The organism is Delftia acidovorans NBRC 14950 (genome assembly GCF_001598795.1).
GTDB classification, from domain to species: domain Bacteria; phylum Pseudomonadota; class Gammaproteobacteria; order Burkholderiales; family Burkholderiaceae_C; genus Comamonas; species Comamonas acidovorans.
This window is the reverse complement of record NZ_BCZP01000031.1, coordinates 21,693-46,805: the sequence shown is the minus strand read 5'-3', so window position 1 is coordinate 46,805 and position 25,113 is coordinate 21,693. Positions and strand designations below refer to the sequence as shown.

Annotated in this window: 21 protein-coding genes and 1 pseudogene; 14 read left to right on the top strand and 8 right to left on the bottom strand. The window is 66.5% G+C overall.

What is annotated here, in order from left to right:
• Positions 1-6 precede the first annotated feature (6 nt).
• From speD to DA1_RS26025, 4 genes and pseudogenes are all read right to left on the bottom strand, one after another.
• Positions 7-357, bottom strand: a pseudogene (gene speD, locus DA1_RS31610) (adenosylmethionine decarboxylase); the annotation flags it as partial.
• Positions 358-509: 152 nt separating this feature from the next.
• Positions 510-1,187 carry a phosphoglycolate phosphatase gene (locus tag DA1_RS26035; RefSeq protein ID WP_034398059.1) on the bottom strand — a complete coding sequence of 226 codons (678 nt, stop codon included), beginning with the start codon at positions 1,185-1,187 and terminating at the stop codon, positions 510-512.
• A gap of 152 nt (positions 1,188-1,339) precedes the next feature.
• Positions 1,340-3,094, bottom strand: a complete 1,755-nt coding sequence (locus DA1_RS26030; RefSeq protein ID WP_034389614.1) for a methyl-accepting chemotaxis protein — start codon at positions 3,092-3,094, stop codon at positions 1,340-1,342.
• Positions 3,095-3,165: 71 nt separating this feature from the next.
• The gene (locus DA1_RS26025; RefSeq protein WP_034389613.1) at positions 3,166-3,642 is read right to left on the bottom strand and encodes a chemotaxis protein CheW; all 477 of its coding nucleotides are present in this window, start codon (positions 3,640-3,642) and stop codon (positions 3,166-3,168) included.
• A 332-nt stretch (positions 3,643-3,974) separates the two neighbouring features.
• On the opposite strand from DA1_RS26025, the gene DA1_RS26020 reads away from it, so the two are divergent.
• The 6 genes from DA1_RS26020 (at position 3,975) to DA1_RS25995 (ending at position 11,786) form a co-directional block, all read left to right on the top strand.
• Positions 3,975-5,672, top strand: coding sequence for a methyl-accepting chemotaxis protein (locus DA1_RS26020; RefSeq protein ID WP_034389611.1), 1,698 nt, complete (start codon positions 3,975-3,977; stop codon positions 5,670-5,672).
• Between the two features lie 74 nt (positions 5,673-5,746).
• Positions 5,747-6,982: an HD-GYP domain-containing protein gene (locus DA1_RS26015; RefSeq protein ID WP_034389609.1), complete on the top strand. Its 1,236-nt coding sequence runs from the start codon at positions 5,747-5,749 to the stop codon at positions 6,980-6,982.
• 267 nt (positions 6,983-7,249) lie between these two features.
• On the top strand, positions 7,250-7,621 hold the full coding sequence (locus DA1_RS26010; RefSeq protein ID WP_034389607.1) for a response regulator transcription factor: 372 nt from the start codon (positions 7,250-7,252) through the stop codon (positions 7,619-7,621).
• Positions 7,621-8,385, top strand: a complete 765-nt coding sequence (locus DA1_RS26005) for an HD-GYP domain-containing protein (protein ID WP_034389605.1) — start codon at positions 7,621-7,623, stop codon at positions 8,383-8,385. The genes DA1_RS26010 and DA1_RS26005 overlap by 1 nt, the downstream gene beginning before the upstream one ends.
• 9 nt (positions 8,386-8,394) lie before the next feature.
• Positions 8,395-9,234 (top strand): ABC transporter substrate-binding protein, encoded by an 840-nt coding sequence (locus tag DA1_RS26000; protein WP_034389603.1) that lies wholly within the window; start codon positions 8,395-8,397, stop codon positions 9,232-9,234.
• Between the two features lie 26 nt (positions 9,235-9,260).
• A complete protein-coding gene (locus DA1_RS25995; protein WP_034389600.1) occupies positions 9,261-11,786 on the top strand; it encodes a sensor histidine kinase in 2,526 nt (841 codons plus the stop codon).
• A 32-nt stretch (positions 11,787-11,818) separates the two neighbouring features.
• On the opposite strand, the gene DA1_RS25990 is transcribed toward DA1_RS25995, so the two are convergent.
• Both DA1_RS25990 and DA1_RS25985 read right to left on the bottom strand, forming a co-directional pair.
• Positions 11,819-14,422, bottom strand: coding sequence for a putative bifunctional diguanylate cyclase/phosphodiesterase (locus tag DA1_RS25990; protein WP_034389599.1), 2,604 nt, complete (start codon positions 14,420-14,422; stop codon positions 11,819-11,821).
• Positions 14,423-14,665: 243 nt separating this feature from the next.
• Positions 14,666-15,580, bottom strand: a complete 915-nt coding sequence (locus tag DA1_RS25985; RefSeq protein WP_034389598.1) for a LysR substrate-binding domain-containing protein — start codon at positions 15,578-15,580, stop codon at positions 14,666-14,668.
• Between the two features lie 162 nt (positions 15,581-15,742).
• Here DA1_RS25985 and DA1_RS25980 point away from each other — a divergent pair, with 162 nt between their 5' ends.
• The 6 genes from DA1_RS25980 (at position 15,743) to DA1_RS25955 (ending at position 21,311) form a co-directional block, all read left to right on the top strand.
• Positions 15,743-16,492: an SDR family NAD(P)-dependent oxidoreductase gene (locus DA1_RS25980; protein ID WP_013804706.1), complete on the top strand. Its 750-nt coding sequence runs from the start codon at positions 15,743-15,745 to the stop codon at positions 16,490-16,492.
• Between the two features lie 74 nt (positions 16,493-16,566).
• Positions 16,567-17,568, top strand: coding sequence for a TRAP transporter substrate-binding protein (locus DA1_RS25975; RefSeq protein ID WP_034389596.1), 1,002 nt, complete (start codon positions 16,567-16,569; stop codon positions 17,566-17,568).
• A gap of 17 nt (positions 17,569-17,585) precedes the next feature.
• Positions 17,586-18,140 carry a TRAP transporter small permease gene (locus DA1_RS25970; protein ID WP_034389591.1) on the top strand — a complete coding sequence of 185 codons (555 nt, stop codon included), beginning with the start codon at positions 17,586-17,588 and terminating at the stop codon, positions 18,138-18,140.
• A 13-nt stretch (positions 18,141-18,153) separates the two neighbouring features.
• Positions 18,154-19,413: a TRAP transporter large permease gene (locus tag DA1_RS25965; RefSeq protein WP_034389590.1), complete on the top strand. Its 1,260-nt coding sequence runs from the start codon at positions 18,154-18,156 to the stop codon at positions 19,411-19,413.
• 33 nt (positions 19,414-19,446) lie between these two features.
• Positions 19,447-20,307, top strand: coding sequence for a transketolase (locus tag DA1_RS25960; protein WP_034389588.1), 861 nt, complete (start codon positions 19,447-19,449; stop codon positions 20,305-20,307).
• Positions 20,304-21,311, top strand: a complete 1,008-nt coding sequence (locus DA1_RS25955) for a transketolase family protein (protein WP_034389586.1) — start codon at positions 20,304-20,306, stop codon at positions 21,309-21,311. The genes DA1_RS25960 and DA1_RS25955 overlap by 4 nt, the downstream gene beginning before the upstream one ends.
• Positions 21,312-21,369: 58 nt before the next feature.
• On the opposite strand, the gene DA1_RS25950 is transcribed toward DA1_RS25955, so the two are convergent.
• Together DA1_RS25950 and DA1_RS25945 are read right to left on the bottom strand one after the other, a co-directional pair.
• Entirely contained in the window at positions 21,370-22,056 is a 687-nt protein-coding gene (locus DA1_RS25950) for a winged helix-turn-helix domain-containing protein (protein ID WP_034389584.1), read from the bottom strand.
• Positions 22,057-22,089: 33 nt separating this feature from the next.
• Entirely contained in the window at positions 22,090-23,256 is a 1,167-nt protein-coding gene (locus DA1_RS25945; RefSeq protein ID WP_230590696.1) for a hypothetical protein, read from the bottom strand.
• Between the two features lie 12 nt (positions 23,257-23,268).
• Between DA1_RS25945 and DA1_RS31425 the strand changes: the two genes are divergently transcribed.
• Both DA1_RS31425 and DA1_RS25940 read left to right on the top strand, forming a co-directional pair.
• Positions 23,269-23,862, top strand: a complete 594-nt coding sequence (locus DA1_RS31425) for a hypothetical protein (RefSeq protein ID WP_230590695.1) — start codon at positions 23,269-23,271, stop codon at positions 23,860-23,862.
• 128 nt (positions 23,863-23,990) lie between these two features.
• Complete coding sequence (locus tag DA1_RS25940; protein ID WP_013804713.1) at positions 23,991-25,037, top strand: porin; 1,047 nt, start codon at positions 23,991-23,993, stop codon at positions 25,035-25,037.
• The last annotated feature ends 76 nt before the right edge of the window (positions 25,038-25,113 follow it).

Here is a 25,113-nt window from a genome sequence, read left to right as displayed (position 1 = left end):
GAGCTGCTGGCGCACGACGCGGCCCGGCGCGTAGGCGGCGATCACGCCCTCCATCAGCGCGCGGGCCTTGCCCGAGTTGTCGGCGGAGAAATTGCAGACGTAGACATCGACGGTGACGCACCCGGTCTCGGGCCAGGTGTGTATGGCCAGATGCGATTCGGCCAGCAGCACGGTGCCGGTGACGCCGCCGGGCTGGCCCTGGTAGTCCGGGAACTTGACCCAGCGGTCCTCCACCAGGGTCAGGCCGGCCTGCGCGGTCTGTGCGCGGCACAGGGCGGCGATGGCGTCGGCGTCGAGCATGTGGCGCGCGTCGCCCTGGCATTGGTAGAGATCGGCGGTCAGGTGCAGTCCGTGCATGTCGCGTGCTTCCTCCTTGTCTGTGGCCGGATTACGGCCAGGATGGCAAAGCAGACGACTCTAGCAAAAACATAAATCGCACCGTCAAAGTGCGTTAACCATCACCAAACCTCATTCTTCTCTCAACAACACCGACACCAAGCCCCAGCAGGTCAGGCCAGCTCGGTCAGCGCATCGACAAAGCCGTCGGCATCGACCTGGCGCACGGGCTGGCCGTGGTTATAGCCGTAGCTGACCAGCACCACGGGGCAGCCCGCGGCGCGCGCGGCCTGGGCGTCGTTGCTGGAGTCACCCAGCATCAGCGTGCGCGCGGGGGAGGTGCCCAGGGCCTCGCAGGTCTTGAGCAGGGGCAGAGGGTCGGGCTTCTTGCGCTCGAAGGAGTCCCCGCCGAAGACCTGCTCGAACAGCGGCGCCAGGCCTTTTTGCTCCAGCAGCGGCTGCGCGAAGGACAGCGGCTTGTTGGTCAGGCAGGCCAGGCGCAGGCCGCGTGCGCGCAATGCCTGCAGGCCTTCGAGCACGCCCGGGTAGACATCGGCGAACTGGCCGTTGAGCTGCAGGTAATGGTGTTCGTAGCGTGTCCAGGCCTGGTCATAGGCGGCGTCCACGTCGGCCGCGCCCACATGGGCCAGCACCGATCGGATCAGGTGCTCCGAGCCCTTGCCCACCATGTTCTCTATGGCCTGCGGGGCGATGGCCGGCAGTTGCAGGTCCGCCAGCATGCGGTTGAGGGCTTCGGCGAAGTCGCCCAGGGTGTTGACCATGGTGCCGTCGAGATCGACGATGGCGGCATCCAGGTGCGTGGGGTTCAACGGAATAAGGTTTGCAATCATGGCCATGGAGTATCGATAACCGGGGGCTGCCTGCGCAGGAACAGCGCTGAAAATATCAGAACTTGCACGGGCCCTGGACTTGGGCCCTGCGGCCCCTGGCAGACCCGGCATGGCGGCGGCCGCGCACCCCGGCGCTCGCAAGGGGCCGTTGATCAGAACGACACCCAGTCGTCCTGCTCCTGCGCTTGCGCCTGCTTGTGCGCAGGGCTCACCGGGCTCACGGGGCGCAGCACGGGCCGGGCAGCCTGGCGTGCGGGGAGTGCCGCTGTCGCGGGTGCCGGCTTGCGCGCCCGCACCGTCGGTTGCGGGAGCGGCGGGGTTGAGGAAAGCTGCGCCGCATGGCCTCCCAGCTGGAAGATCGACACGGCCTGCACCAGCTGCTGTGCCTGCGTTCTGAGGCTGGCCGCTGCCGCCGCACTTTCCTCCACCAGCGCCGCATTTTGCTGCGTTACCTGGTCCATCTGGCTGACGGCCTTGCCGACCTGCGCTACCCCCGCGCTTTGCTCATCACTGGCACTGCTGATCTCACCCATGAGATCTGTCACGCGCTGGATGGAATGCAGCACTTCCGCCATGGTGGCTCCGGCTTGGTCAGCCAGCTCGGTACCCTGTTTGACGCGAGTGGCGCTGGTGGCGATGAGCTGCTTGATTTCCCGGGCTGCCTGCGCGCTGCGCTGCGCCAGGTTGCGCACCTCACCGGCCACCACGGCAAAGCCTTTTCCCTGCTCGCCCGCGCGGGCCGCCTCGACCGCGGCGTTGAGCGCCAGGATGTTGGTCTGGAACGCGATGCCGTCGATCACGCCCACGATTTCGCCGATCTGGCGCGAGCTTTCGCTGATGTCCTGCATCGCATTGACGACCTCCTGCACGGAGCCGCCGCCCTTGGTGGCCACCTGGCTTGCTCCCAAGGCGAGTTGATTGACCTGCCTGGCGTTGTCCGCGTTTTGCTTGACGGTGGTCGACAGCTGCTCCATCGACGCTGCGGTCTCCTGCAAGGCACTGGCCTGCTGTTCGGTGCGCTGGCTCAAGTCGGCATTGCCATTGGCGATTTCCGTGCTGCCGCCGGCGACCCCGTCGGCATTGTTGCGAACTTCATGGACGACAGAGACCAGACTCTTGAGCATGGCATTGAGCGATGCCTGGACGCTGCCTTCAGGGGCTTGGTGGCGAAGCAATTCAGGGCTGAGATTGCCCTGGGCAATCTGTTGCGCGACGTCGCCCAGTTGTGCCGGCTCCGCACCCAGGGCACGCGTCAGGCCGCGTGCTATCAGTTGCCCCATCAGCACAGCCAGGACAAAGGCCATGACGCTGGCGGCGATCAGTATGTTTCTGCGGTGCGCGTAGGCCTGCGCGGCCTCCTCGATCATCTGCTGTGAACGCAGGCGGGTCAGTTCACTGTACTGGCGGGTGGCCTCGATCAGCTGCGCCAACAAGGGCCGGCACTCTTCGTTCATCTTGCGGATCGCTGCCTCCTTCTGGTTTTGCAGAGCCAGGGACACGATGTCGGTAGCGACCGGTCCATACCGTTGCTCCACGCCCGCAATTTTGGCAACCAGATCGCGTGCATCGGCCGCAACATCCTTCGAAGCCATTTTGGCCTGGAGTTCGGCCAGCGAGGTGTTGACGTCGGTGTGCGCGGAGGTCACGGCATCCTTCTCCGCCGCCAGGTCTGCAGGCGAGGTCACCAGCACCAGGTTGCGCGCCGCGATCGCCCGGCGGTCCACGGCTGTGCGAACCCTCTCTGCCAAGTGTGCACGGGCGTTGATGCCTTCGACAAAGCGGACAAGATTCAGATTTGCCTCGCTCAACGCCTGAAGGGCCAGCAGGGACACCACCATGGTGAGAAGCGCCAGGCAAGTGAAGGCCGCGGAAAGTTTGGTCTTGACAGTCCAGAAGCGAGGATTCATGACGCGTCTCCAGTGGGATGGGCAAATTGCGGTGTACGGGCGGGGAAAAGGGGCGTGCCGGAGCACATTGCTCAGCTCGCAGCGCAGTCCGGCAGGGCTGCCGTGGCCGTCGCCAGGAGCTTGTCGGCATCGATGAGCAGCAGCGAACGCTTCTCGAGCACGCCCATGGCCAGCAGGCAGTCATTGACCAGGCCCCCGCCCATGGCGGGCACGGCGCGCAGGTCCTGCGGCATGAGCGTCACCACGTCGGTGACCCCCTCCACCACCATGCCCGTCACTCCGCCAGGCAGGCGCAGCATGATGGTCACGGTGCAGGCGTCGTACGGCTTGGGCGCAAGCCCCAGCCTGAGCCGCAGATCGATGACGGGAATGACCTCTCCGCGCAGTTCCAGCACGCCGTTGAAGTAGGCAGGGCCGTTGGCAATGCGCATGGGCGACTCGTAGGACCGGATCTCCTGCACTTGCAGCAGGTCGATGCCGAACTCCTCATCGTCCACACGGAAGGAGAGCCATTGCTTGGTGGTGTCGGTCTTCAGTGCATGCGGCATCTTTATCACTCCAATCAAATTTATTTGATGAATTTGATAAAAATTTAACAGAGAGCAAAGAACAGCACAACCGGTTGTTACATTTTTGGTGGGCTTGATGCCTCGCCGCGCGAGCCAGCCGGAACGCGTCACCAAGCGCTGCTGCACTGTGGCGACCGCTTATCCAGAGAGGTAGAGGACTGGGTGATGGCTCGGGCGCAGCGCATCCCGGAGCAATGGCCCAGAGAAACTGAATTGATAAATTCAATCACTCAAGATGGGCGCAAGCTTGGTAAATTATCAAATAAATCATATTGATCAAAATTACCAACCGCATCCCGGGAGCCCCCACCATGTTCCTCCGCCTTCTGTCCATCCGCACACGGCTCATCGTTGCCTTCACCCTGCTCCTGCTGCTGCTCAGCACGGTGGCGGCCATCGGCTCCCTGCAGATCGCCCGGGTCCAGTTCAATGCCAACGACCTGGGCACCAACTGGCTGCCTTCCACCAATGTGCTGGCCTCGATCCGGGCCACGGCCAACGCGGCACGCCGCGCGGGGCTGCGCCACGTGATCGAGGTGGACGCGCAAAGGAAGCGCGCCCAGGAGGACCTGCTGCTGCAGGCCCAAAAAACCCTGGAGTCGGAGCTGGCCGTCTATGAAAAGCTGGTGTCCTCGCCTGAGGAGCGGCAGCTGTATGACAGGATGCTGGTGCTGTGGAACGCGGCCCGCGCCGCTGACCGCAAGATGGTGGAGCTGTCCAGTGGGGGGCCCGAGCAGGCAGCCCAGGCGCGCGCAATGGCCACGGGCGCGGCCGCTCAGGCATTCGCCCAACTCATGGACGTCGTCGGCCAGGACATCGCGCTGAACCAGGAAGGCGGACGCAAGGCCACCGAGCAGGCCGAGAAGGACTACCACCTGGCGCTGTACCTGCTCGGCGGCCTGGCCGCCCTGGCCGTGGTCTTGGGCGCCGTGCTGGCCTGGGCGATCACGCGCTCGATCACCGAGCCCCTGCGCATGGCGGTCTCGGTGGTGGACACCGTGGCGCACGGCGACCTCACGGCCAACATCGTGGTGCAGGGCAGGGACGAGCCAGCCCAGTTGCTCTCCGCCATGAGCAGCATGAACGACAAGCTGCGTGAAATCATGGGCCGTGTACGCCAGAGCAGCGACTCCATTGCCACGGGATCGAGCGAGATCGCCTCTGGCAGCCTGGACCTGAGCCAGCGCACCGAGCAGCAGGCCAGCAACCTTGAGGAGACGGCTGCCTCGATGGAGGAACTCACAGCCACGGTGCGCACGAATGCAGACACGGCCCAGCAGGCCAACAAGGTGGCCTCGGCCGCCTCGGCCTCCGCTGTCGAGGGGGGCAAGTCCGTGGCCCTGGTGGTGCATACCATGCAGGACATCTCGGAGGCCTCGCGCAAGATTGCCGAGATCACGAACGTCATCGACGCCATTGCCTTCCAGACCAATATCCTGGCGCTCAACGCAGCCGTGGAGGCCGCGCGGGCCGGCGAGCAGGGCCGGGGCTTCGCGGTGGTCGCCAGCGAGGTGCGCGCGCTGGCCCAGCGCTCGGGCACGGCGGCCAAGGAGATCAAGGAGCTGATCGGCGCCAACCTGCAAAAGGTCGAGCAGGGCACCGAGGTGGCCACCCGGGCCGGCGAGCAGATGGGCCGCATCGTGGAGCAGGTGCGCAGCGTGGACACCATGATCAGCGAGATCTCCAGCGCATCGGCCGAGCAGGCGGTGGGCATCCGTCAGGTCGGCGAGGCGGTGAGCCAGCTCGACCAGATGACGCAGCAGAATGCGGCGCTGGTCGAGCAAAGCTCGGCCGCTGCAGGCAGCCTGGAGCAGCAGGCCGCCGCCCTGGCGCAGATCGTCTCCACCTTCAAGATGCATCCCGAGCATGGCGCAAGCCAGCCTGGCGGGCCGCGCGCCGCGACCGCCCAGGCCATGGCCCCCAGGCAAGCGCAGCCCTCCAGGCCGCCACGCCTGTCGCCTGCCCGTGCGCAGCCGCAGGTCAAGGATGAGGAATGGGCAGCCTTCTGACCTGGATTCGTACCGAAGCAGGCAAAAGGCGGCAAGATGGTGCATACATGTGAGCCGTTGTGGGGTCCGAGTTCATGATCAAGCGCATCAGCGTGCGCCAGTTGCGGCTGGGCATGTTTCTTGAATGCTTTTGCGGCAGCTGGATGGAACACCCGTTCTGGCGCAGCCGCTTCAAGCTGCAAGACCCTGCCGACCTGGCGAGGATCCTGCAGTCCCCCATCCAGGAAGTGTGGATCGATACCGCCAAGGGCCTGGATGTTGCGCAAGGCGGGCCGTCTTTCACCCGCGAGCAGGTGGACACCGTGATCGACGCCCAACTGTCCGAGATCTCGCAGCTGGCCGAGTTGGAGTGCGAGCTGCGGCCCGTTGCCTTCGAGGAGGAGGTGAAGCGGGCCGCCCGCATCTGCCACCAGTCCAGGCAGGCGATCACCGCCATGTTCCGCGAGGTGCGCATGGGCAGGGAGATCAACCAGGACGAGGCCCGCTCCGTGGTCGCCGAGGTGTCCGATTCGATCATCCGCAATCCGAGCGCCATGGTCAGCATCGCCAGGCTCAAGACCAGCGACGACTACACCTACATGCACTCGGTGGCGGTCTGCGCCTTGATGATCGTGCTGGCACGCCAACTCGACCTGCCACCGCAGCAGGTGCGCGAGGCGGGCTATGCGGGCCTGCTGCACGATATCGGAAAGATGGCTGTCGCCACCGCCATCCTGAACAAGCCGGGGCGCCTGACGGACCAGGAGTTCATCGAGATGCGTGAGCATCCGGCGCGAGGCCTGGAGTTGCTCAAGGCCGGTGGCGTCGATGACCCGGTCGTGCTGGACGTCTGCCTTCACCACCACGAGAAGGTGGATGGCACGGGCTACCCCCACAGGCTGCGCGGCGAGGACATCAGCCTGTTCGCGAAGATGGGCGCGGTTTGCGATGTCTACGACGCCATCACCTCGGACCGCCCCTACAAGCGCGGCTGGGATCCTGCGGAGGCGGTGCACAAGATGGCCGAATGGAGTGCCGGCCACTTCGACAAGACCGTTTTCCAGGCCTTCGTCAAAAGCATAGGCATCTATCCGGTGGGCTCCCTGGTGCGGCTGACCACGGGCAGGCTGGGTGTGGTCATCGACCCGGGCCGCCAGTCCCTGACCTGTCCGCAGGTCAAGGTGTTCTATTCCACGGCCAGCGGCATGCGGATGGCACCGGAGACCGTTGACCTGGCCCGGCCTGGGTGCACGGAGAAGATCGTCAGCCGGGAAGACCCTGCGAAATGGGGCTTCACCGATCTCGATGCACTGTGGAAGGACGAGGCCTAGGAACGGGCCCTGCGCACAGGCGCAGCGGCAGGTCTGCGACGAACCTGCCTCAGGGCTGCCACCTGCCCGGCTGGCGGCTCAGTTGCGCCTTCTGCCCCCCAAGCGTTTTGCCTGCCTGCGACTTGTCGCGATCGTGCATGGGTCGCGCCCACCGGAGCACCTTGCCCGGCGTGGATCTGATAGAAAATTTCAATAAAATTTGATGAAATTGATATTTATGATTCACATGTCGGATCAAATTTCCGTTTCGGCATGAAAGATCTCCCCATGCAAAAAATACTCATCGTCGAAGACCATGCAGACATCCGCAAGCTGCTGCGCATGACGCTGGAACTCCGTGACTTCGAAGTCGTAGAGGCTTGTGACGGCGATGAAGCCTGGACGATGGCCCAGAGGCTCAGGCCCGACATCGTCCTGCTCGACATCATGATGCCGGGCACCATCAATGGCCTGGAGGTTTGCAGCCGCATCAAGAGCTCCTACGAGCTGCTGCATACGCTGGTCATCCTGCTGACGGCCCGGGGCAGCGCCGAAGACCGCAAGGCGGGCATCCTCGCCGGAGCCGACGAATACCTGGTCAAGCCCTTCAGCACATTGAAGCTGCTGGAGACGATCGAAAGCCTGCAGAGGATCGACTGATGGCCCAGTACCAGACCGGCACCCCGAGGGAGCCATCGCGACGTTTCGATCCTGCAGCCGTGGAGCAGATGGAGCTGCTCATCCAGGACTTCGGCCGCATGTACCGCGAGCGCAACGATCTTCTCAAGGAAGTGACACGTGCCCACCACGAGACCCTGCTGCGCCTGGCCATGGCCGCAGAGCTCAAGGATGACGATACTGGCTCGCACATCGTCCGCATCGGCTACCTGTCGGAGGCCCTGGCCCTGCGCCTGGGCTGCCGCATCGAATTCGCCAGCCTGCTGCGCAAGGCGGCCCCGATGCATGACATAGGCAAGGTCGGCATTCCGGACACCATCCTCAAGAAGGAGGGCCCGCTGGGACCCGAAGAGCGCCTCGTCATGAACCGGCATGCCGAGATCGGCGCACGCCTGCTGGGCCAGTCACGCATCCCCGTGTTCCAGATGGCCGCCGAGATCGCCGCAAGCCACCATGAACGCTTCGACGGCAAGGGCTACCCGCAGGGATTGGCAGGCGAAGAAATCCCGCTGTCGGCTCGTATCACGTCCATCGTCGATATCTTCGACGCGCTCACCATGGACCGGGTGTACCGGCCGGCGTTCGGGCTGGAGCAGGCCCTGGAGATGATCGCGGCGGAACGGGGCAAGGCCCTGGATCCCGGAATCGTCGACGCTTTCATGGACAACATCGAAGAGCTCGATGCGCTGCGCCTGGCGCTGACCCGGCAGGCTCCGTCCTTCACCGAACTGATCGACACACCCTGAAAGCCCGCCATGCGCCCATCATCGACCTGTTTCGGCGCACCGCCTCAACGGCGCGTGCTGGCCCATCTGGCAGCCGCTGCCGGATTGCTGCTGTGTCTTGTGCAATGGTCCGGTTGCGCCGAGGCAGGCGAGGTGCTGGACCGGATTGCTGCCACGGATGCCCTGCGCGTATGCATATGGCCAGACTACTACGGCATCACGTTCCGTGACGCGCGCACAGGCAGGCTGACGGGCATCGATGCGGAGCTCTCGGTGGAGCTGGCCAAGGACCTGGGCGTGCGGGTGCAGTATGTGGACTCCTCCTTTCCCAGGCTGATACCTGACCTGCTGGAGTCGCGCTGCGATGTCGCCATGTTCGCCGTGGGCATTCTTGCCCAGCGCCAAAAGCAGCAGCGCTTCACGCGGCCGTATCTGAGCAGCGACATCTACGGTGTGACCACCAAGAGCAATCAGACCGTGCAATCCTGGGCGGACATCGACCAGCCTGGCGTGCAGGTCGCCGTGCAGCGCGGCACCTTCATGGAGCCTGTGATGCGCGAGACGCTCAGGCATGCGCGCCTCGTGCCCATCGAGCCACCCCAGAGCCGGGAAAAAGAACTCATGGCGGGGCGCGTGGACGTGTTCATGACCGACTACCCCTACAGCCGCAGGCTGCTCGACAGCTCCGACTGGGCCCGGCTGATCGCGCCGCCCAAGCCGTTCCATGTGCTTCCCTACGGCTACGCGACCAGTCCGGCCGACACCCGGTGGCTCGCTCGCCTGGACCAGTTCGTCTCCGACATCCGGCGCGACGGCCGCCTGGCCCGGGCGGCCCGCAACAACGGCCTGACCGCGATCGTTGCCCCCTGACCCTCCTTGCGCAGGAGCCCATCACCATGCCGCACAGAGCCGCCATGCATCGCTTCCTGGGGGCCAGGCGCAGCGCCCACATCAAAGCCTTGATCCTGAGCTTTGCGCTGTGCGTGCTGGCGGGGCTTGTGCTCTTCATCTGGGGCCAACTGCACACCCAGGCCGAGCAAAGCAGATCCCAGGCCGCATTGCTCAGCCGTGTACTGGAAGATCAGACCGGCAAGACCTTCGAGACCGGCGATGTCGCCCTGGCGAGCCTGGCCCACAATCCGGTCATCCTGTCCGCCGACAGCCCGCGCGCCGCGCGCGAGGCGGCCATGGCGCAAGTGGTCGCCCAACTGCCGGTTCTGCGCAGCATGGCGCTGCTCGATGGCCAGGGCCACATCCTGGCGAGCACGCAGGCGGGCGAAGCCGGCCTGCAGATCGAGGTGCAGCAGTTGCTGCCGGACAACGCATCGGCTCCGGTCCTGGGCAAGGTACAACTGGGACGCCTTGTCAGCGGCCGCAGCCTCTCTTCCCTGACATTGGCCCCGCATGCAATTCCGCGGGGCGTCCACTACCTGCCCCAGATCCTGGCCTTCGAAAACGACAGCGGCGCACCCGCCTTGCTGGTGGGCCTGATCAATCCCGATGCCGTGGCCAACTTCTACCAGGCCACGCTGGAAACCCTCAGCTACGAGGCGGTGCTGCTGAGCTACGACGGCCAACCGCTGGCCAGCACGAACGCAGGCGGGGGCGTACAAACGGCCTCTGCACGCAAGACCCCCATCTTCCAGAAATGGCTGCCAGGCAGCGAATTCGGCTCCTACATTGGCGCCGGCCTGCTAGGCCCCCATGAGATCGTGTCCTTTCGCACGGTCCGCAACTGGCCCCTGCTGCTGGTGGTGGAGGAGCCCTACGCGGCGGCGATCGCGCGCTGGCGTGACGATGCCTTCGCCTTCTTTGGGGCCGGACTTGCACTTCTTGCCCTTGTGTTGGGCCTGAGCGCGTCGGTGCTCAAGACCCGCAGGGTGCAGAAGTCGGCACAGCAGGCCATGGAAAAGGCCCAGGCGCGCATAGCCCGCAGCGAGCATGAAATGGCCGTGCTCATGCGCAGCGTGCAGGAGCTGATCTTCCGCACTGACAGCCACGGCCGGCTGACCTTCGTGAACGCCCGCTGGGAGCAGTGGACCGCGCAGCCCAGCGCCGAGGCGGTAGGGCAGCCGCTGGAGGGCATCGTGCATGAAGCCTGCAGGCCCCAGATCCAGGCACTGCTCGACCCCCAGGCCAAGCTGGTCCTGCGCAACTGCCAGGCGCGCTTTCGACTTCCCGACGAAAGGGAAATACTCTGCGACATCGCCGTGGTTCCCCTGCTGCGCGAGGGCCGGCTGGTGGGCTTTGCCGGCAGCGCCGTGGACGTGACCGCCCGCTGGAAGGCCCAGCAGGAGCTGCAGACCCAGCTGGCCTTCCAGCACCTGCTGTTCGAGACCACGCCCCTGCCCATGCTGGTCACGAACGCGGGCCAGCGCGTGGCCCTGGTGAACAAGGCCTGGGAAGACTTCTTTGGTAGGTGCCGCTACGCCGTGCTTGGCCATGAGGTCGAGGGCCTGCACTCTGGCGACCATGACCTGCTGCAGATGCACGGCAATGAGGATGTGATGCGTTCAGGCCAGCCCATGGTGCTGGAGGCCCGGCTGCCCCATGTGGACGGCAGCTACCGCGACGTGCAGATCTCCAAGGCGGCAGTCAAGGATGCCCAGGGCCGGATCACCGGCGTGCTCAGCATTTTTGTGGACGTGAGCGAATTCCGCGCGGCCGAGCATGCCATCCACGAAGCCCGCGACGCGGCCGAAGAGGCCTTCCGCGTGAAATCGGAATTCGTGGCCAACATGAGCCACGAGCTGCGCACCCCGCTGCAGTCCATCATGGGCTTTGCCGAGCTGGGCGGCCTGCGCTCTCTCGGCAATGCCGCGATGGCAGACATGTTCAACGATATCCATGCAGCCGGCCAGCGCATGCTGGCCCTGGTCAACGACCTGCTGGATGTCGCCAAGCTGGAAAGCGCCGTGGGAACCATCCACCTGGAACGCACCGACCTCAGAAGCCTGATACGGCCCGTGGTGCGCGAGCTGGAGCCGCAGCAGCAGCACAAGCTCATCGACCTGCGGCTGGAGCTCGACGAAACGCCGCTGATCGCCAAGGCCGACCCCGTGCGCTTTCAGCAGGTGGTGCGCAATGTGCTGGCCAATGCCATCAAGTTCTCGCCCATCGGCGGACGCATCGATGTGCAGGGCCGCATCGACGGACAGGGCGACATCTGCATTGCCGTCTCCGACCAGGGCCCTGGCATTCCTCCGCAGGAACTGGACAAGATCTTCCAGCCCTTCGTGCAGTCCAGCAAGACCAAGGACGGCTCGGGCGGCACGGGCCTGGGCCTGGCCATCTGCCGCAAGATCATCGACACCATGGACGGCACCGTCGTCGCCAGCAACGGCCCCGCAGGAGGCGCCATGTTCTGCATCACCTTGCCCACCCGCAATGCCATGGAAACCCGTCCAGCAGAGTTGACATAGCCGGCACCGGCGCCGGTGCCGGGACGCGAAGCTCAGGCCTCGGACGGCATATGCCGCCCATGCGCCAGCCAGTTGTCCCCGGCCTGCCAGCGCGCGGCCCAGGCGGGCAGCTGGTCGGCGGGCATGGGCCGGGCGATGCCGTAGCCCTGGGCCACGTGGCAGCCCATGTCGCGCAGGCGGCGCGCATGCTTGGGCGTTTCCACGCCTTCGGCCACCGATTCGAGCTGGAAGGTGCTGGCCAGCTGGATGACGCCTTCGACGATGCCCAGGTCGTCCGGGTCGGCCAGCATGTCGCGCACGAAGCTCTGGTCGATCTTGAGCGACTGCACGGGCAGCTTGCGCAGGTAGGTGAGCGAGGAGTAGCCGGTGCCGAAGTCGTCCAGCGCAAAGCGTATGCCCAGCTGCCGGCACTGGCCCATCACCTGGATGGCCTGCTCCATGTCGGCGATGGCGGCGCTTTCCAGGATTTCCAGCTCGATCAGGTGCGGCGGCAGGTCCGGGTGGCAGGCCAGCACCTGGGCCATCTTGGCGTGGAAACCGCCGTCCAGCAGCTGGTTGGCGCTGACGTTGATGCTCACGCACAGGTCCAGTCCCTGGCCGAACCAACGCGCCGCCTGGGCCACGGCCTCGCCGATGACCCAGTCGCCCAGCGGCCGCTCCAGGTCGCTGCCCGCGATAAAGGGCAGGAACTCGCCCGGCGCGCGCAAGCCCTGGCGCGGGTCATGCCAGCGCAGCAGGGCCTCGGCACCCACCAGCTTGCCGCCGCCCAGCTCCACCTTGGGCTGGTAGTGCAGCAGGAATTCACCCTTCTCCAGCGCCTGGCGCAGCCAGCCCAGCTGCAGGCGGCGCGCATGGGCCTTGCGGTCGTTTTCCGGATCGAACAGCTGGTAGCGGTTGCGCCCGGCCTGCTTGGCCACGCACATGGCCTGGTCGGCATGGCGCAGCAGCAGGTCGGGGTCGGCCTGGTCGTCGGGGTAGAGGCTGACACCCACGCTGGCGGTCACGGACAGCACCCGGTCCTGCACGGGCACGGGACGGCTGGCCGCCTCCAGCACCCGGTCGAGGATGGTGGAGCAGTGCTCGGCCGAGCCGATGTGCGACAGCAGCAGCACGAACTCGTCGCCGCCGAGCCGGGCCAGCGTGTCCTCGGAGCGCAGCACGCTCTTGAGGTGGGCGGCCACGCCCACCAGCAGCGCATCGCCCGCGGCCGCGCCGTGCAGGTCGTTGATTTCCTTGAAGCCGTCCAGGTCCAGGAAGCACACGGCCAGGGAGCGACCCTCGCGCGCGGTGCGCAGCATGGCTTGGTTGAGCCGGTCGATCAGCAGGCGGCGGTTGGGCAGGCCGGTGAGCAGGTCGTAGTGCGTGACGCGCTCGAGCTCGGCCTCGTGCGCCTTGATGTGGCTGATGTCGGTGAAGACGCCGATGTAGTGCTCGATCTCGCCACCGGCGCCCTGCGCGGCGGAGATGGACAGCATCTCGGCGAAGATCTCGCCCGTCTTGCGGCGGTTCCAGATCTCGCCGTGCCAGAAGCCGTCGCGCTCGATGCAGGCCCAGATCTGCCGGTAGAACTCCGGCCCGTGCAGGCCCGAGGACAGCACGCGCGGTGTCTTGCCGATCACGTCCTCGGGCGCATAGCCGGTGATGCGGGTGAAGGCGGGGTTGACGCGCGTGATGAGCCGCCCCGGATCGACCACCATGATGCCCTGGTGGCTGCTGTCGAACACCACGGCGGCCTGGGCCAGCTCGCGCTCGAAGCGCTTGCGCTCGGTGATGTCCCGGGAGATGCCGAACAGGCCCGCGATGTGGCCTGCGGTGTTGCGCACCGGGCCCTTGGTGACCAGGAGGTCCAGCGTCCGCCCGGGCGCCACCGTCAGTTGCTCCTCATGCGTGGCCACCTCCTGGCGCAGCACATCCCGGTCCTTCCTGCGGATGGCGCTGGCGATGCCGAAGGGAAAGAGCGCGAAGTCGTCCTTGCCCACGATGTCCTCGGCCTGGCGGCCCACCAGGCTGGCGGCGGCCCGGTTGACCAGCAGGTAGCGCCCGCGCAGATCCTTCACGAAGACGGCGTCCGAGGTGCCCGAGATCACCGAGTCCAGCAATTGCCGCTGCATGTTGGCCTTGCGCAGCGAGCGCTGCAGCGTCTCAGCCAGCACGCTCACGGCCAGGCCGTTGACGGCCACCACGCCCCACTGCGCCCAGTCGCGCACGGCGACGCCGTCGGTCTGGTCCAGGCTGTAGGCGGCAAAGGCCGTGGCCAGCAGGCCCGGCCCCAGGCCGCCGATCAGCGCACTGACCAGCACGGGCAGCATGAACAGCAGCAGCAGCGAGCGTTCACCGAAATGGCTGGCCAGCGTGCTGCTGGCGGCCAGCACGGCCAGGCTCATGGCCAGGGCAAACAGATAGGAGGCCCAGACCGGAAAACGGCGCGGCCCCATTTCCTGGGTGATGGCGGAGGCGCCGCCGCTGTGCGCGGCCGGCACCGAGCACAGCGCGAAGAACAGCAGGAAGTCCGTGGCCAGCACAAAGAACAGCCCTTTGACGACGGAAAGCCAGCCGATATCCGCACTCCCTGCCAATGCGAACAACAGCTTGTCGGACAGAAGGATCCAGCCGAATGCGAACAATCCGTAGCTCACCGTGATCAGTCCGATAAATCGGCGTCTTGCTGATTTGGCCATTTCAGCGTGGCACTCCCTGTGTGTATGGCTGTCCCGAATTATTGCCAATCCCTGCTGGCAATCACGTCGTCATTCACCGAAAACAGGGGCAATAAAACCATTTGCCGCACACTGGCTCATTCATAGAGAAATTGCATCGCAGGTTTTTCGCAATGGGTGCAGGAATATCCGTTCTGCCCTTTTTCGGGGCTGGCGGCCAACTCAGTCCGGGCTTTGGCGGCAGGGCTGCTGCTCGGTGCGGGCAGCCTCGGCATGCAGCCAGGCCAGGAAGGCCGCCACGGCGGGCCGCCGGGCGTTGCGCGCGGGGTAGACGGCAAAGTGGGCCTTGACGCGCAGGGCCCGGTCCACACCGAAGGGGGCCACCAGCCGGCCGTCGGCAATGTGGCCGCCCGCATTCATGGCGCTTTCCAGCGCCACGCCCAGGCCCTGCGTGGCCGCGTCCAGCGACATCTGGGCGCGGTCGAAACGCACGGCAAAGCGCTCTGGCGCGCGCAGCTGCGAGAACGACTGGAACCAGTCCGACCACTGGACGATGCTGACGTTGCTCTGGATCAGCGGTACATGCAGCAACTGCTGCACGCGCTGCAGCCCATGCTCGGCCACGAAGGCGGGGCTGGCCAGCGGCAGGATGTGCTCCTCGAACAGGGGCTCCACCTCCAGCTCCGGCCACTGCGCAATGCCGTAGCGGATGTCGATATCGGCCTGGCCCAGCGCGAAGTCGCTGTGCGAATGCGCAGCCGACAGGTTCAGCGCAATGTGCGGGCAGGCCCGCGCAAAGTCCCGCAGCCGGGGCATGAGCCAGAGGCTGGCGATGCTGGGCGCGCAGTGCACGTAGAGGCTGTTGCTCATGCTGTGGCGCAGGTCCTCGGTCGCCGAGACGATGGCCGCCAGCGCGCCACCGACGCGCTCCAGGTAGGCCTGCCCCGGGCGGCTCAGGCGCACGCCATGCGCGCTGCGCTCGAACAGGCGCACGCCCAGCTGCGCCTCCAGCTTGGCCACCTGGTGGCTGACGGCCGAGGCCGTCAAGTGCAGCTCGGAAGCGGCCAGCGCGAAGCTGCGCCGGCGCGCCACGGCCTCGAAGGCCTGCAGGTGGGCACTGCTGGGAATGGATGCCATGGCAAGTTCCTCGAAGACGCGGGCAGCTCACGGGCAGACCCCGGGAGACCCCGTACGTGAGCTGAAGAACCGTCATCTTAGGCTGATGAAACATCGTTTGTCTTCATGCTCATGACAGCCCAAGATGGCTGCATCCACCACCACTACAGCGGAGACAGGCACATGCTGCTCAAGGACAGGGTCGCCATCATCACCGGCGGCGCAGGGATCAACGGACTCGGTTTTGCCACGGCGCGCCAGATGGCCGCCCAGGGGGCCCGCGTGGCCATCCTCGACCTGGAGCGGGCCGATCCGGCCGGCGCGGCCGCGCGGCTGGGCGACGGGCACCTGGGGCTGGTGGCCGACGTGACGGACAAGCCCTCGTGCGAGGCGGCGGCCGCCGCCGTGCTGCGCGCCTTTGGCCGCATCGACGCGCTGGTCAACAACGCGGGCATCACGCAGGCCGTGGGCACGCTGGAGATCGGCGGGGCCGACTACGACCGCGTGCTCGACGTGAGCCTGCGCGGCACGCTGTACATGTCCCAGGCCGTGCTGCCGGCCATGCGCAGGCAGCAAGCGGGCGCCATCGTCTGCATCTCCTCCGTCTCGGCGCAGCGCGGCGGCGGCATCTTCGGCGGGCCGCACTACTCGGCCGCCAAGGCCGGGGTGCTGGGCCTGGCCCGCGCCATGGCGCGCGAGTTCGGCGGCGATGGCATACGCATCAACTGCGTCACGCCGGGCCTGATCGAGACCGATATCACCCAGGGCAAGCTCGGCCCCGAACGCAAGCGCGAGATCTCCGCCACGATTCCGCTGGCACGCCTGGGCCGCGCCGACGATGTGGCCGGCGCCTGCGTGTTCCTGGCCAGCGACCTGGCTGGCTATTGCACGGGCATCACGCTCGATGTGAACGGCGGGATGCTCATCCACTGACTGCATCCTCACCCGCACCCCACCGGCCTGGCCATGGCGCGCATGGCCCCCCAAAAAGCAAAGGAGACAAGACCATGCAGAACAAGCATTTCCAACGCGCTGCCCTGGCCGCAAGGGCCTTGGCAGCCTGCGCCCTGCTGCTGCCGGCACTGGCCGGCGCCCAGGCCGTGAAGCTCACGCTGGGCCACGGCGCGGCGCCCGACAATCCGCGCCACCTGGCCTCGCTGAAGTTCGCTGAACTGGTGAAGGCGCGCAGCGCGGGCCGTATCGAGGTGCAGGTCGCCCCCTCGGCCCAGCTGGGCGACGACGCGGCCATGGTGACGGCCCTGCGCACGGGCGCGCTGGACCTGTCGGCCAATTCCCAGGGCGCGGTGGCAGCGGCCGTGCCCGAGTACGCGGCCTATGGCATGCCGTTTCTCTTCGCCACGCCGGCCCGAGCCTTCCAGGTGCTGGACGGGCCGCTGGGCCGGGAGCTCGCCGACAAATCGGCCGCCAAGGGCATGGTGGTGCTGGGCTACTGGGACAACGGCATACGCCACATGACCAACAGCAAGCGGCCCCTGCGCAGCGTGGACGATCTCAAGGGCCTGAAGATGCGCACGCCGCCCGACGCGGTGCTGGTGGACATCATCCAGGCCCTGGGCGCCGAGGCCCAGCAGATCAAGTTCGCCGAGCTGTACGTGGCCCTTCAGCAGGGCGTGGTCGACGGCCAGGAGAACCCGCTGGCCAACTTCCACGCCAGCAAGCTGTACGAGGTGCAAAAGCACCTGACGCTGACGGGCCACATGTTCCAGATGACGCCACTGATCATGGGCAAGCGCAGCTGGGACCGGCTGCCGGCTGCCGACCGCACGCTGCTGACCGAGGCCGCGCAGGAGGCCACGGCCTACCAGCGCCAGCTGGCGCGCGAGGCCGACGACAAGCTGCTGGACGACATCCGCGCCAAGGGCGTGGAGGTCAGCACCATCGACGCGCGGGCCTTCGCCCAGGCCACGGCCAAGGTGCAGGACAAGTGGCTGGCCAGCCCTGCGGGCCCCTATATCGCCAAGGTCGTCAAGGCCGCAGGCGCGCAGTGAAGTGCAGGGAGCCATCCATGAACCTCATCGAACGCCTGGTCACGGGCCTGTGCCGCGCCGTGCTGTGGGCCAGCACCCTGGTGATCTTCGTGATCCTGGTGTGCAACACCGCCCTGCGCTATGCCAGCGGCGCCAGCCTGCAATGGGCCAACGAGGTGCCCGAGCTGCTGTTTCCCTGGCTGGTGATGTCGGGCGTGGTGCTGGCCGCCGCCCATGGTGCCCACATCACCACCAGCTTTCTGGTCGAGGCCCTGCCGGCCCGCGTGCAGCGCGCCACGGCCGTGCTGGGCTGGCTGGCCGTGGCCGCCCTGTACGCCACGCTGGCCTGGTCCACGCTGAACATGCTGGAGATCGTGCATGACGAGCGCAGCCAGATCCTGGGCATTCCCGGCTCGCTGACCTATGGCTGCGTGATGGTGGGCATGGCGCTGCTGGCCTTGCTGGCCCTGCAGTCGGCCTGGCGCGCCTGCATGGCGGGCGGGGACCGGGCATCCGCAGGGGCTGCAGATGCGGCCGATGCCCCAAGTGCCGATGCCGAACCCGCGCGGCCCGTGGCCGCCGTGCACTGGTGAAGGGGGCAGGTCCATGTCCTTCATCATGCTTTTCGTCTTCATGGCGGGCGCCGTGATCGCCATGCCCATTGCCCACGCGCTGCTCATGGGCGCCATGGCGGCGGCCGCCACCTCGGACCGCGTGCCGCTGGACCTGCTGGTGCAGCAGATGGTGGCCCAGGTGCAGAGCTTTCCGCTGATCGCCATCCCGTTCTTCATGCTCACCGGCTCGCTGATGATGGGCGGGCGCCTGGGCGAGGCCCTGGTGGGCGTGCTGTCGGCGCTGATAGGGCGCTTTCACGGCGGGCCGGCCCAGGTGGGGGTGATGTCGTCCACGCTGTTCGGCGGGGTGTCGGGCTCGGCCGTGGCCGATGCCTCGGCCATCGGCTCGCTGATGATCCCGTGGCACAGGCGGCTGGGCTACCCGCCCGCGTTCTCGGCGGCCACGCTGGCGGCGGCGGCCACCATCGACATCCTGATCCCGCCGTCGATCCCCATGATCCTGTTCGCGCTCAGCGCCAATGCCTCGATTGCGGCGCTGTTCGTGGCGGGCATCCTGCCGGGGCTGCTGATGTGCGCGGGCTTCATGGGCGTGTGCTGGTGGGTGGGCCGCAGGCGCGGCTTTCCGCGCGACACCACGCCCTTTGCCTGGCCCGCCTTCCGGCGCCACCTGCTGTACGCCAGCCCGGCCCTGCTGCTGCCGGTGCTGATCATCGTGTTCCTGCGCTTCGGCATCGCCACGCCCACCGAGGTGGCCGTGCTGTCCACGCTGTATGCGGGCCTGGTGTCGGCCGCCATCTACCGCGACCTGGGCTGGCGCCGGCTCAACGATGCGGTGGTGCATGCGGGCCTGGCCACGGGCGTGGTGCTGCTGGTGATCATGGCCTCGTCGGCCATCGGCTGGCTGCTGACCTTCGACCGCATGCCCGACGGCATCGTGCAGTGGGTGCAGTCGCATGTGCATTCGGCCTGGCTGGTGATCGTGCTGATGAACCTGCTGATGCTCTTCATCGGCATGTTCATCGACCTGCCGGCCGCCGTGCTGCTGCTCACGCCGGTGTTCGTGCCACTGGCCCAGAGCATCGGCATGGACATGACCCAGCTGGGAATCATGATGGTCGTGAACCTGGCCCTGGGGCTGTACACGCCGCCCGTGGGCACGACGCTGTTCATCACGAGCTCGCTGGCCCGGGTCAAGGTGGGCCATACCGTGCGCGAGCTGATTCCCTTCTACCTGGTGGCGCTGGCGGTGCTGGCGCTGGTGTCCTATGTGCCGGCCAGCATCCTGCGCTGAGCCGCGCGCCCTTCCATCCCGAGGAGACGATGCATGAACCAAGAACTGCAACAGCGCCTGGACCGGCTCGCGGCCTGTGCCTGGCGCATACGCCGCCGCGCCCTGCAAATGGGCGAGGTGCAGGGCCAGGGCTACATAGGCCAGGCCCTGGGCTGGGCCGATGTGCTGGCCGTGGCCTATGGCGACGCGCTGCGGCTGCGGCCCGATGAGCCCGGGTGGGAGGGCCGCGACCGCTTCCTGCTCTCGCACGGCCACTACGCCATCGCCTTCTACGCGGCCCTGGCCGAGGCGGGCATCCTGTCCGACGAGGAACTCCAGACCTATGGCAGCGATGACAGCCGCCTGCCCATGTCGGGCATGGCCAGCTATACACCGGGCATGGAAATCTCGGGCGGCTCGCTGGGCCAGGGCCTGCCGATCGCCGTGGGCATGGCGCTGGCGCTGCGCCACAAGGGCAGCGATGCCTTTGTCTACAACTCCATGTCCGACGGCGAGCTGGACGAGGGCTCGACCTGGGAGGCCGCGCTGTCCGCCGCCCACCACGGCCTGGGCCGGCTGATCTGCCTGGTGGACGTGAACAACCAGCAGGCCGATGGCCCGTCCATGCGCATGCTGGGCTTCGAGCCGCTGGCCGACAAATGGGCCGCCTTCGGCTGGCATGTGCAGCGCGTGGACGGCAACGACCTGGCCCAGGTCGTCCAGGCCTTCGACGCGGCACGGGCGCTGGCCGAGGACCAGCCCCGCGTCATCCTCTGCGACACGCTGATGGGCAAGGGCGTGCCCTTCCTGGAGCAGCGCGAGAAGAACCATTTCATCCGCGTCGATCCGCCCGAGTGGCAGCAGGCCCTATCCATCCTGGACGCATCGCAACCCCTGGAGCCCGCCCTGCCATGAACATGCCTCTTGCCACCCCCAAGCCCCGGCCGACCACCTCGGCCATGATTGCCTCCATCGCCGCCGAGGGCCAGCGCGTACAGGCCGCGCCCTTCGGCAAGGCCCTGGTGGAGCTGGCCGCCAGCCGGCCCGATGTGGTGGGCATGACGGCCGACCTGGCCAAGTACACCGACCTGCACCTGTTCGCCCAGGCCCACCCCGAACGCTTCTTCCAGATGGGCATGGCCGAGCAGCTGCTGATGGCCGCCGCCGGCGGCATGGCCAAGGAGGGGCTGACGCCCTTTGCCACCACCTATGCGGTGTTCGGCACGCGGCGGGCCTATGACTTCATCCACCAGGTGATTGCCGAGGAAAACCTGGACGTCAAGATCTGCTGCGCCCTGCCCGGCCTGACCACGGGCTACGGCCCCAGCCACCAGGCCACGGACGATCTGGCCATGATGCGGGCCGTGCCGGGGCTGACCATCGTCGATCCCTGCGATGCGCTGGACATCACCCAGGCCGTGCCCCAGATCGCGGCGCACCGCGGCCCCGTCTACATGCGGCTGCTGCGCGGCAACGTGCCGCTGGTGCTGGACGAGTACGACTACCGTTTCGAGCTGGGCAAGGCGAAGATGCTGCGCGAGGGCCGCGAGGTGCTCATCATCTCCAGCGGCTTCATGACCATGCGCGCGCTGGAGGCCGCCCAGCTGCTGGCCACGGACAACGTGGGCGCGGCCGTGCTGCACTGCGCCACCATCAAGCCGCTGGATGTGCAGGCCGTCGTGCAGGCCGTGGCCAGCGGGCCGCGCCTGGTGGTGGTGGCGGAGAACCATTCGGTGGTGGGCGGCCTGGGCGAGGCCGTGGCCGGCGCCCTGCTGGAGCGTGATGTGCGACCCGCGCGCTTTCGGCTGGCGGGCCTGCCGGACGCCTTCCTTGATGCGGGCGCCCTTCCCACGCTGCATGAGCGCTACGGCATCAGCGCCCACGCGCTGGCGGGGCGCATCCGGCAGTGGCTGGGCTGAATGCCCGGCGTTGTGGCGGCGGGCGCACCAGGGCAGAGCAGGGCAGTGCAGATCAGGGCTACTTGGCCAGATCCCCGTCGCGCAACGCCAGCAAGTAGCCCATGCCGCGCACCGTGTGCAGCAGCTTGACCGCATAGGGATCATCGAGCTTGCTGCGCAGCCTGCACACCGCCACATCCACCACGTTGTTCAGCGCATCGACGGGCAGGCTCCAGACCTGCTGCACCAGTTCGGCGCGCGTGACCACATCGCCCTGGCGCTGCAGCAGCAGCCACAGCACGGCGAATTCCTGGCGAGTGAGGTCCAGTCGCCGGCCGGCACGCTCGACCCGCTTTTTCGACAGGTCCAGCACCAGATCCGCCAATGTCAGGCGCAGGCCCTCCTGGCCGGCAGAGCCTCGCATCCGCAGCCGTGCACGGGCCAGGAACACCGGCAACCTGACGGGTTTGACCAGGTAGTCATCGGCGCCGTTCTGCAGGCAGAACACCTGGTCCTCCAGACTGTCGTTTGCGGTGACCACGATGGTGGGCGTGCCGCCCGCCTGGAGCAGGTCCTGCAGGACCGCACGCCCGCTCTGGCCAGGCAGGTCCAGATCCAGCACGAGCAGGCTGTAGGCGCGGCTCAGTGCCAGGTTGCGGCCCTGCAGACCGTCATGCACGACATCGACGTTGAATCCGTCCTGGCACAGGCCCTGGCACAGGTACTGCGCCGACGGCGGGTGGGCATCCACGATCAGGATCTTCATGTCATTTCCTTCGCACGCGGGCACAGGCGAGGCTCAGGCCAGCACCTGCCGGAGGATCTGCTGCTGCCGCCTGGCCCATTTCGTGCCAACGCGAATGGCCTCGCGCTGCCGGGAGGAGGCGGAGGCGAAAAAGACCGTTTCACTGATCTGCAGGCGGTGAAACAGCCGCCGCATCTGCAGGGATCGGGCCCTCAGCGAGCCTTCCGGCGCCAGGGATTCCCCGTGCTGCGCCGAGAACATGGACGCGGCCTGCTCCAGGCAGCGCTGGGCATCGGGCGTGGTCGCGGGCACGGCACGGGGCTCGCACAGCCGGGCCTTCGCCACCAGGGGGTTGTGGCCCACCACCAGCCCCCAGGGACGCATGGCGGTCGAGGGATTGACCGACAGCGCCTCCAGCTTGGTGAGCCCGAACACGCGCGCCAGGCGCAGGCGCATGGCCAGCAGCGGGGCATCTGGCTGTACGGCCTCGATGGCCGCGAGGGCCTCCTCCTCGTTGTCACCGCCCACGGGCAGCAGCAAGGAACGCAGCAGCAGCCCGGCCAGCACGTCTCCCTTGGCCGCTGCAGCATGGAGCAGGGCCACGCCCTGTTCCATGGGTTCGATGTGCGTGGCATCACGCAGCACCAGTGCACCCAGGCGGCGCTCGGCCTCGGGCAGTCCGTGACGTGCCGCCTTCTCCAGGCAAAAGCGTGCCAGGGTGGGATTGGCCACCGAGCTGCGGTAGTCGGAGCAGATGCGGAACAGGTGCAGCCAGGCGGTGACGATGCCGCCATCGGCAGCGCGCAGCAGCAGGGCTGCGGCCTTGCGCAGGTTCTGCGCATTCACGAGGTTTTCGGGAGCCAGGTGTGCACAGGGCAGCCCCGAAAGCGCCCGTCCAAGCACGTGGCAAGCGCGCACGTCGCCATTGGCGGCGCATCGGTCCAGGCTGGCTTCGATACAGCCCACGGTCAGCCGTCCCAGGTCATGGCCCGCCACCTCCGCCTGGTGGACCAGGTCGGCAATCAGCTGCTGCATGACCGGGCCATGAGCGGCATGAGGCAGGTCGCGCAGGAGCTCCAGCATCCGCACGGCGCGGTGCGACTGGCCCTTGGCCATGGCCTGCCGGGCCTCGCAGGCCATGACTTCGGCAATGTCCAGCGGCTGTATGGCGCGCAGGATCTGCAACGCCTGCAGCAGCTCGCCGGATGTGTGCACAGACACGCTGCTTGCCAGATGGCTTGGCAGGGCGGCGCTGCACTTGCCAAGGCACTCCAGCGCCAGATCGAGCTCCCCCCGGATGAGATGCCATGCGGCAAGCTTCTGGCGCCCGACATCCTCATACTCCGCCGCGATCCTCAGGGTCTCCAGCAGCCCGTGCTCCAGCAACTCCCTGAGCGGCAGATGCAAGGCTATGCAGACCGAGGCCTGGCGCCTGGCCTGAGGCAGTGCGGCCTGCAGATACTCCAACCCCACCGGGATGCTCCTGGAAACGCCGGGGCCCCCGGTCAGATACGCCTCCCCGAGCTGAAGCCTGGCACCCGTGTCCCCTCGCCTGGCCAGCATCCTCAGCTTGACATCCTCGCGCCGCATTTTTCTGTCCCCTCCTATCTTGCGATACCCGCTCACAGCCGTATCAACAACCCGATACGAATTGATTTTTTCTTCTTTACCGGATTCAACCCACGGGATGCTATCAATCTCCAGAATCCATCTACCCAACAGAAAAGTGACATTCAAGACATATTGAAGAAAGATAACTGCCATGAATGGAATTGCAATCCATTGGTGTTGGCCGGACGGAACATGTTGAGCCCTAAAAACCTGTGATTGGCTTGCCACCCCCCGTCGATTCCTTTTCAAGCCTCCTGGCGCCGTCCTGTGAATTCTAGTATTTACAACAGCATCCGTTTTGAAATGGATGCGCATGGAATCCACATTCAATACAAGGACCAGGCATGAAATTCAATCGTATATTGGCGGCCGCACTGCCCGTCATTTCGCTGGCGGCCAGCGCGCAGTCATCCATCACCCTGTTCGGCATCGTTGACGTCAATGGGCGCTACGTGAAGAACAGCGATCTGCCCAGCAACATGACCATGAACAACAGCGGGCTGTCATCGGGCCGGTTTGGCTTTCGCGGCACCGAGGATCTGGGCGGCGGATTGAGGGCCGAGTTCTGGCTGGAGTCAGACCTCTATGCCGACACCGGCACGACAAACGCCAATGGCAAGTTCTTCCAGCGCCGCTCCACGGTGAGCTTGGCGGGCGGCTTCGGCGAGCTGCGCCTGGGCCGCGATTTCACGCCGGCCGCGCAAAATCCCACCAAGTTCGACCCGTTCAACGTGATCGGCCTGGCAAACTCCAACATCATCAGCCGCCTGCCTGGCACCTTCTCGAACTACTACCGCAGCGACAACGCCATCCAGTACTTCACTCCCAAATGGAGCGGTTTCCAGGCAGAAGTGATGTATGCCCTGGACGAAGACCCCGTGAGCAGCGCCGGCCGCCATTTCGGCAGCCGCCTGACCTACGACAACGGTCCTCTGAACCTGGCGCTCACCTATGGCTCGACCGATGTGAATGCTGCGGGCACCAAGCTCAAGCAATACGGCGCAGGCGCCTCCTACGATTTCGGCTTTGCCAAGCTGATGGGGTATTTCCAGCGCGAGGACCTGCCCTATGGCACCTATGGAACCCGCATCGCGGGCTCCGAGGACCGCTGGCAGGTCGGCCTTACCGTGCCCGTGGGGGCGAACTACATCCGCGCCTCCTATGTGCGCACCGATTCGCGCCGTGGCCCGGTGGCCTTCAATGGCAGCGATGCCAACAGGTATGCGATCGGCTATGTGCACAACCTGTCGCGGCGCACGGCGCTGTATGGAACCCTTGCACGCGTGACCAACAAGGGCGGGGCCAATTTCAGCCTCAATGGCGGCACCACCGGACTGGCTGCGGGCGGCAGCTCCACAGGCGCTGAACTCGGCATGCGCCACAGTTTCTGAAAATTTCCACGCATTTGCGGCAATATGGCTGAAATGTCATCCGGCTGCCCTGATATATAGAAGCCGATGACTCTAC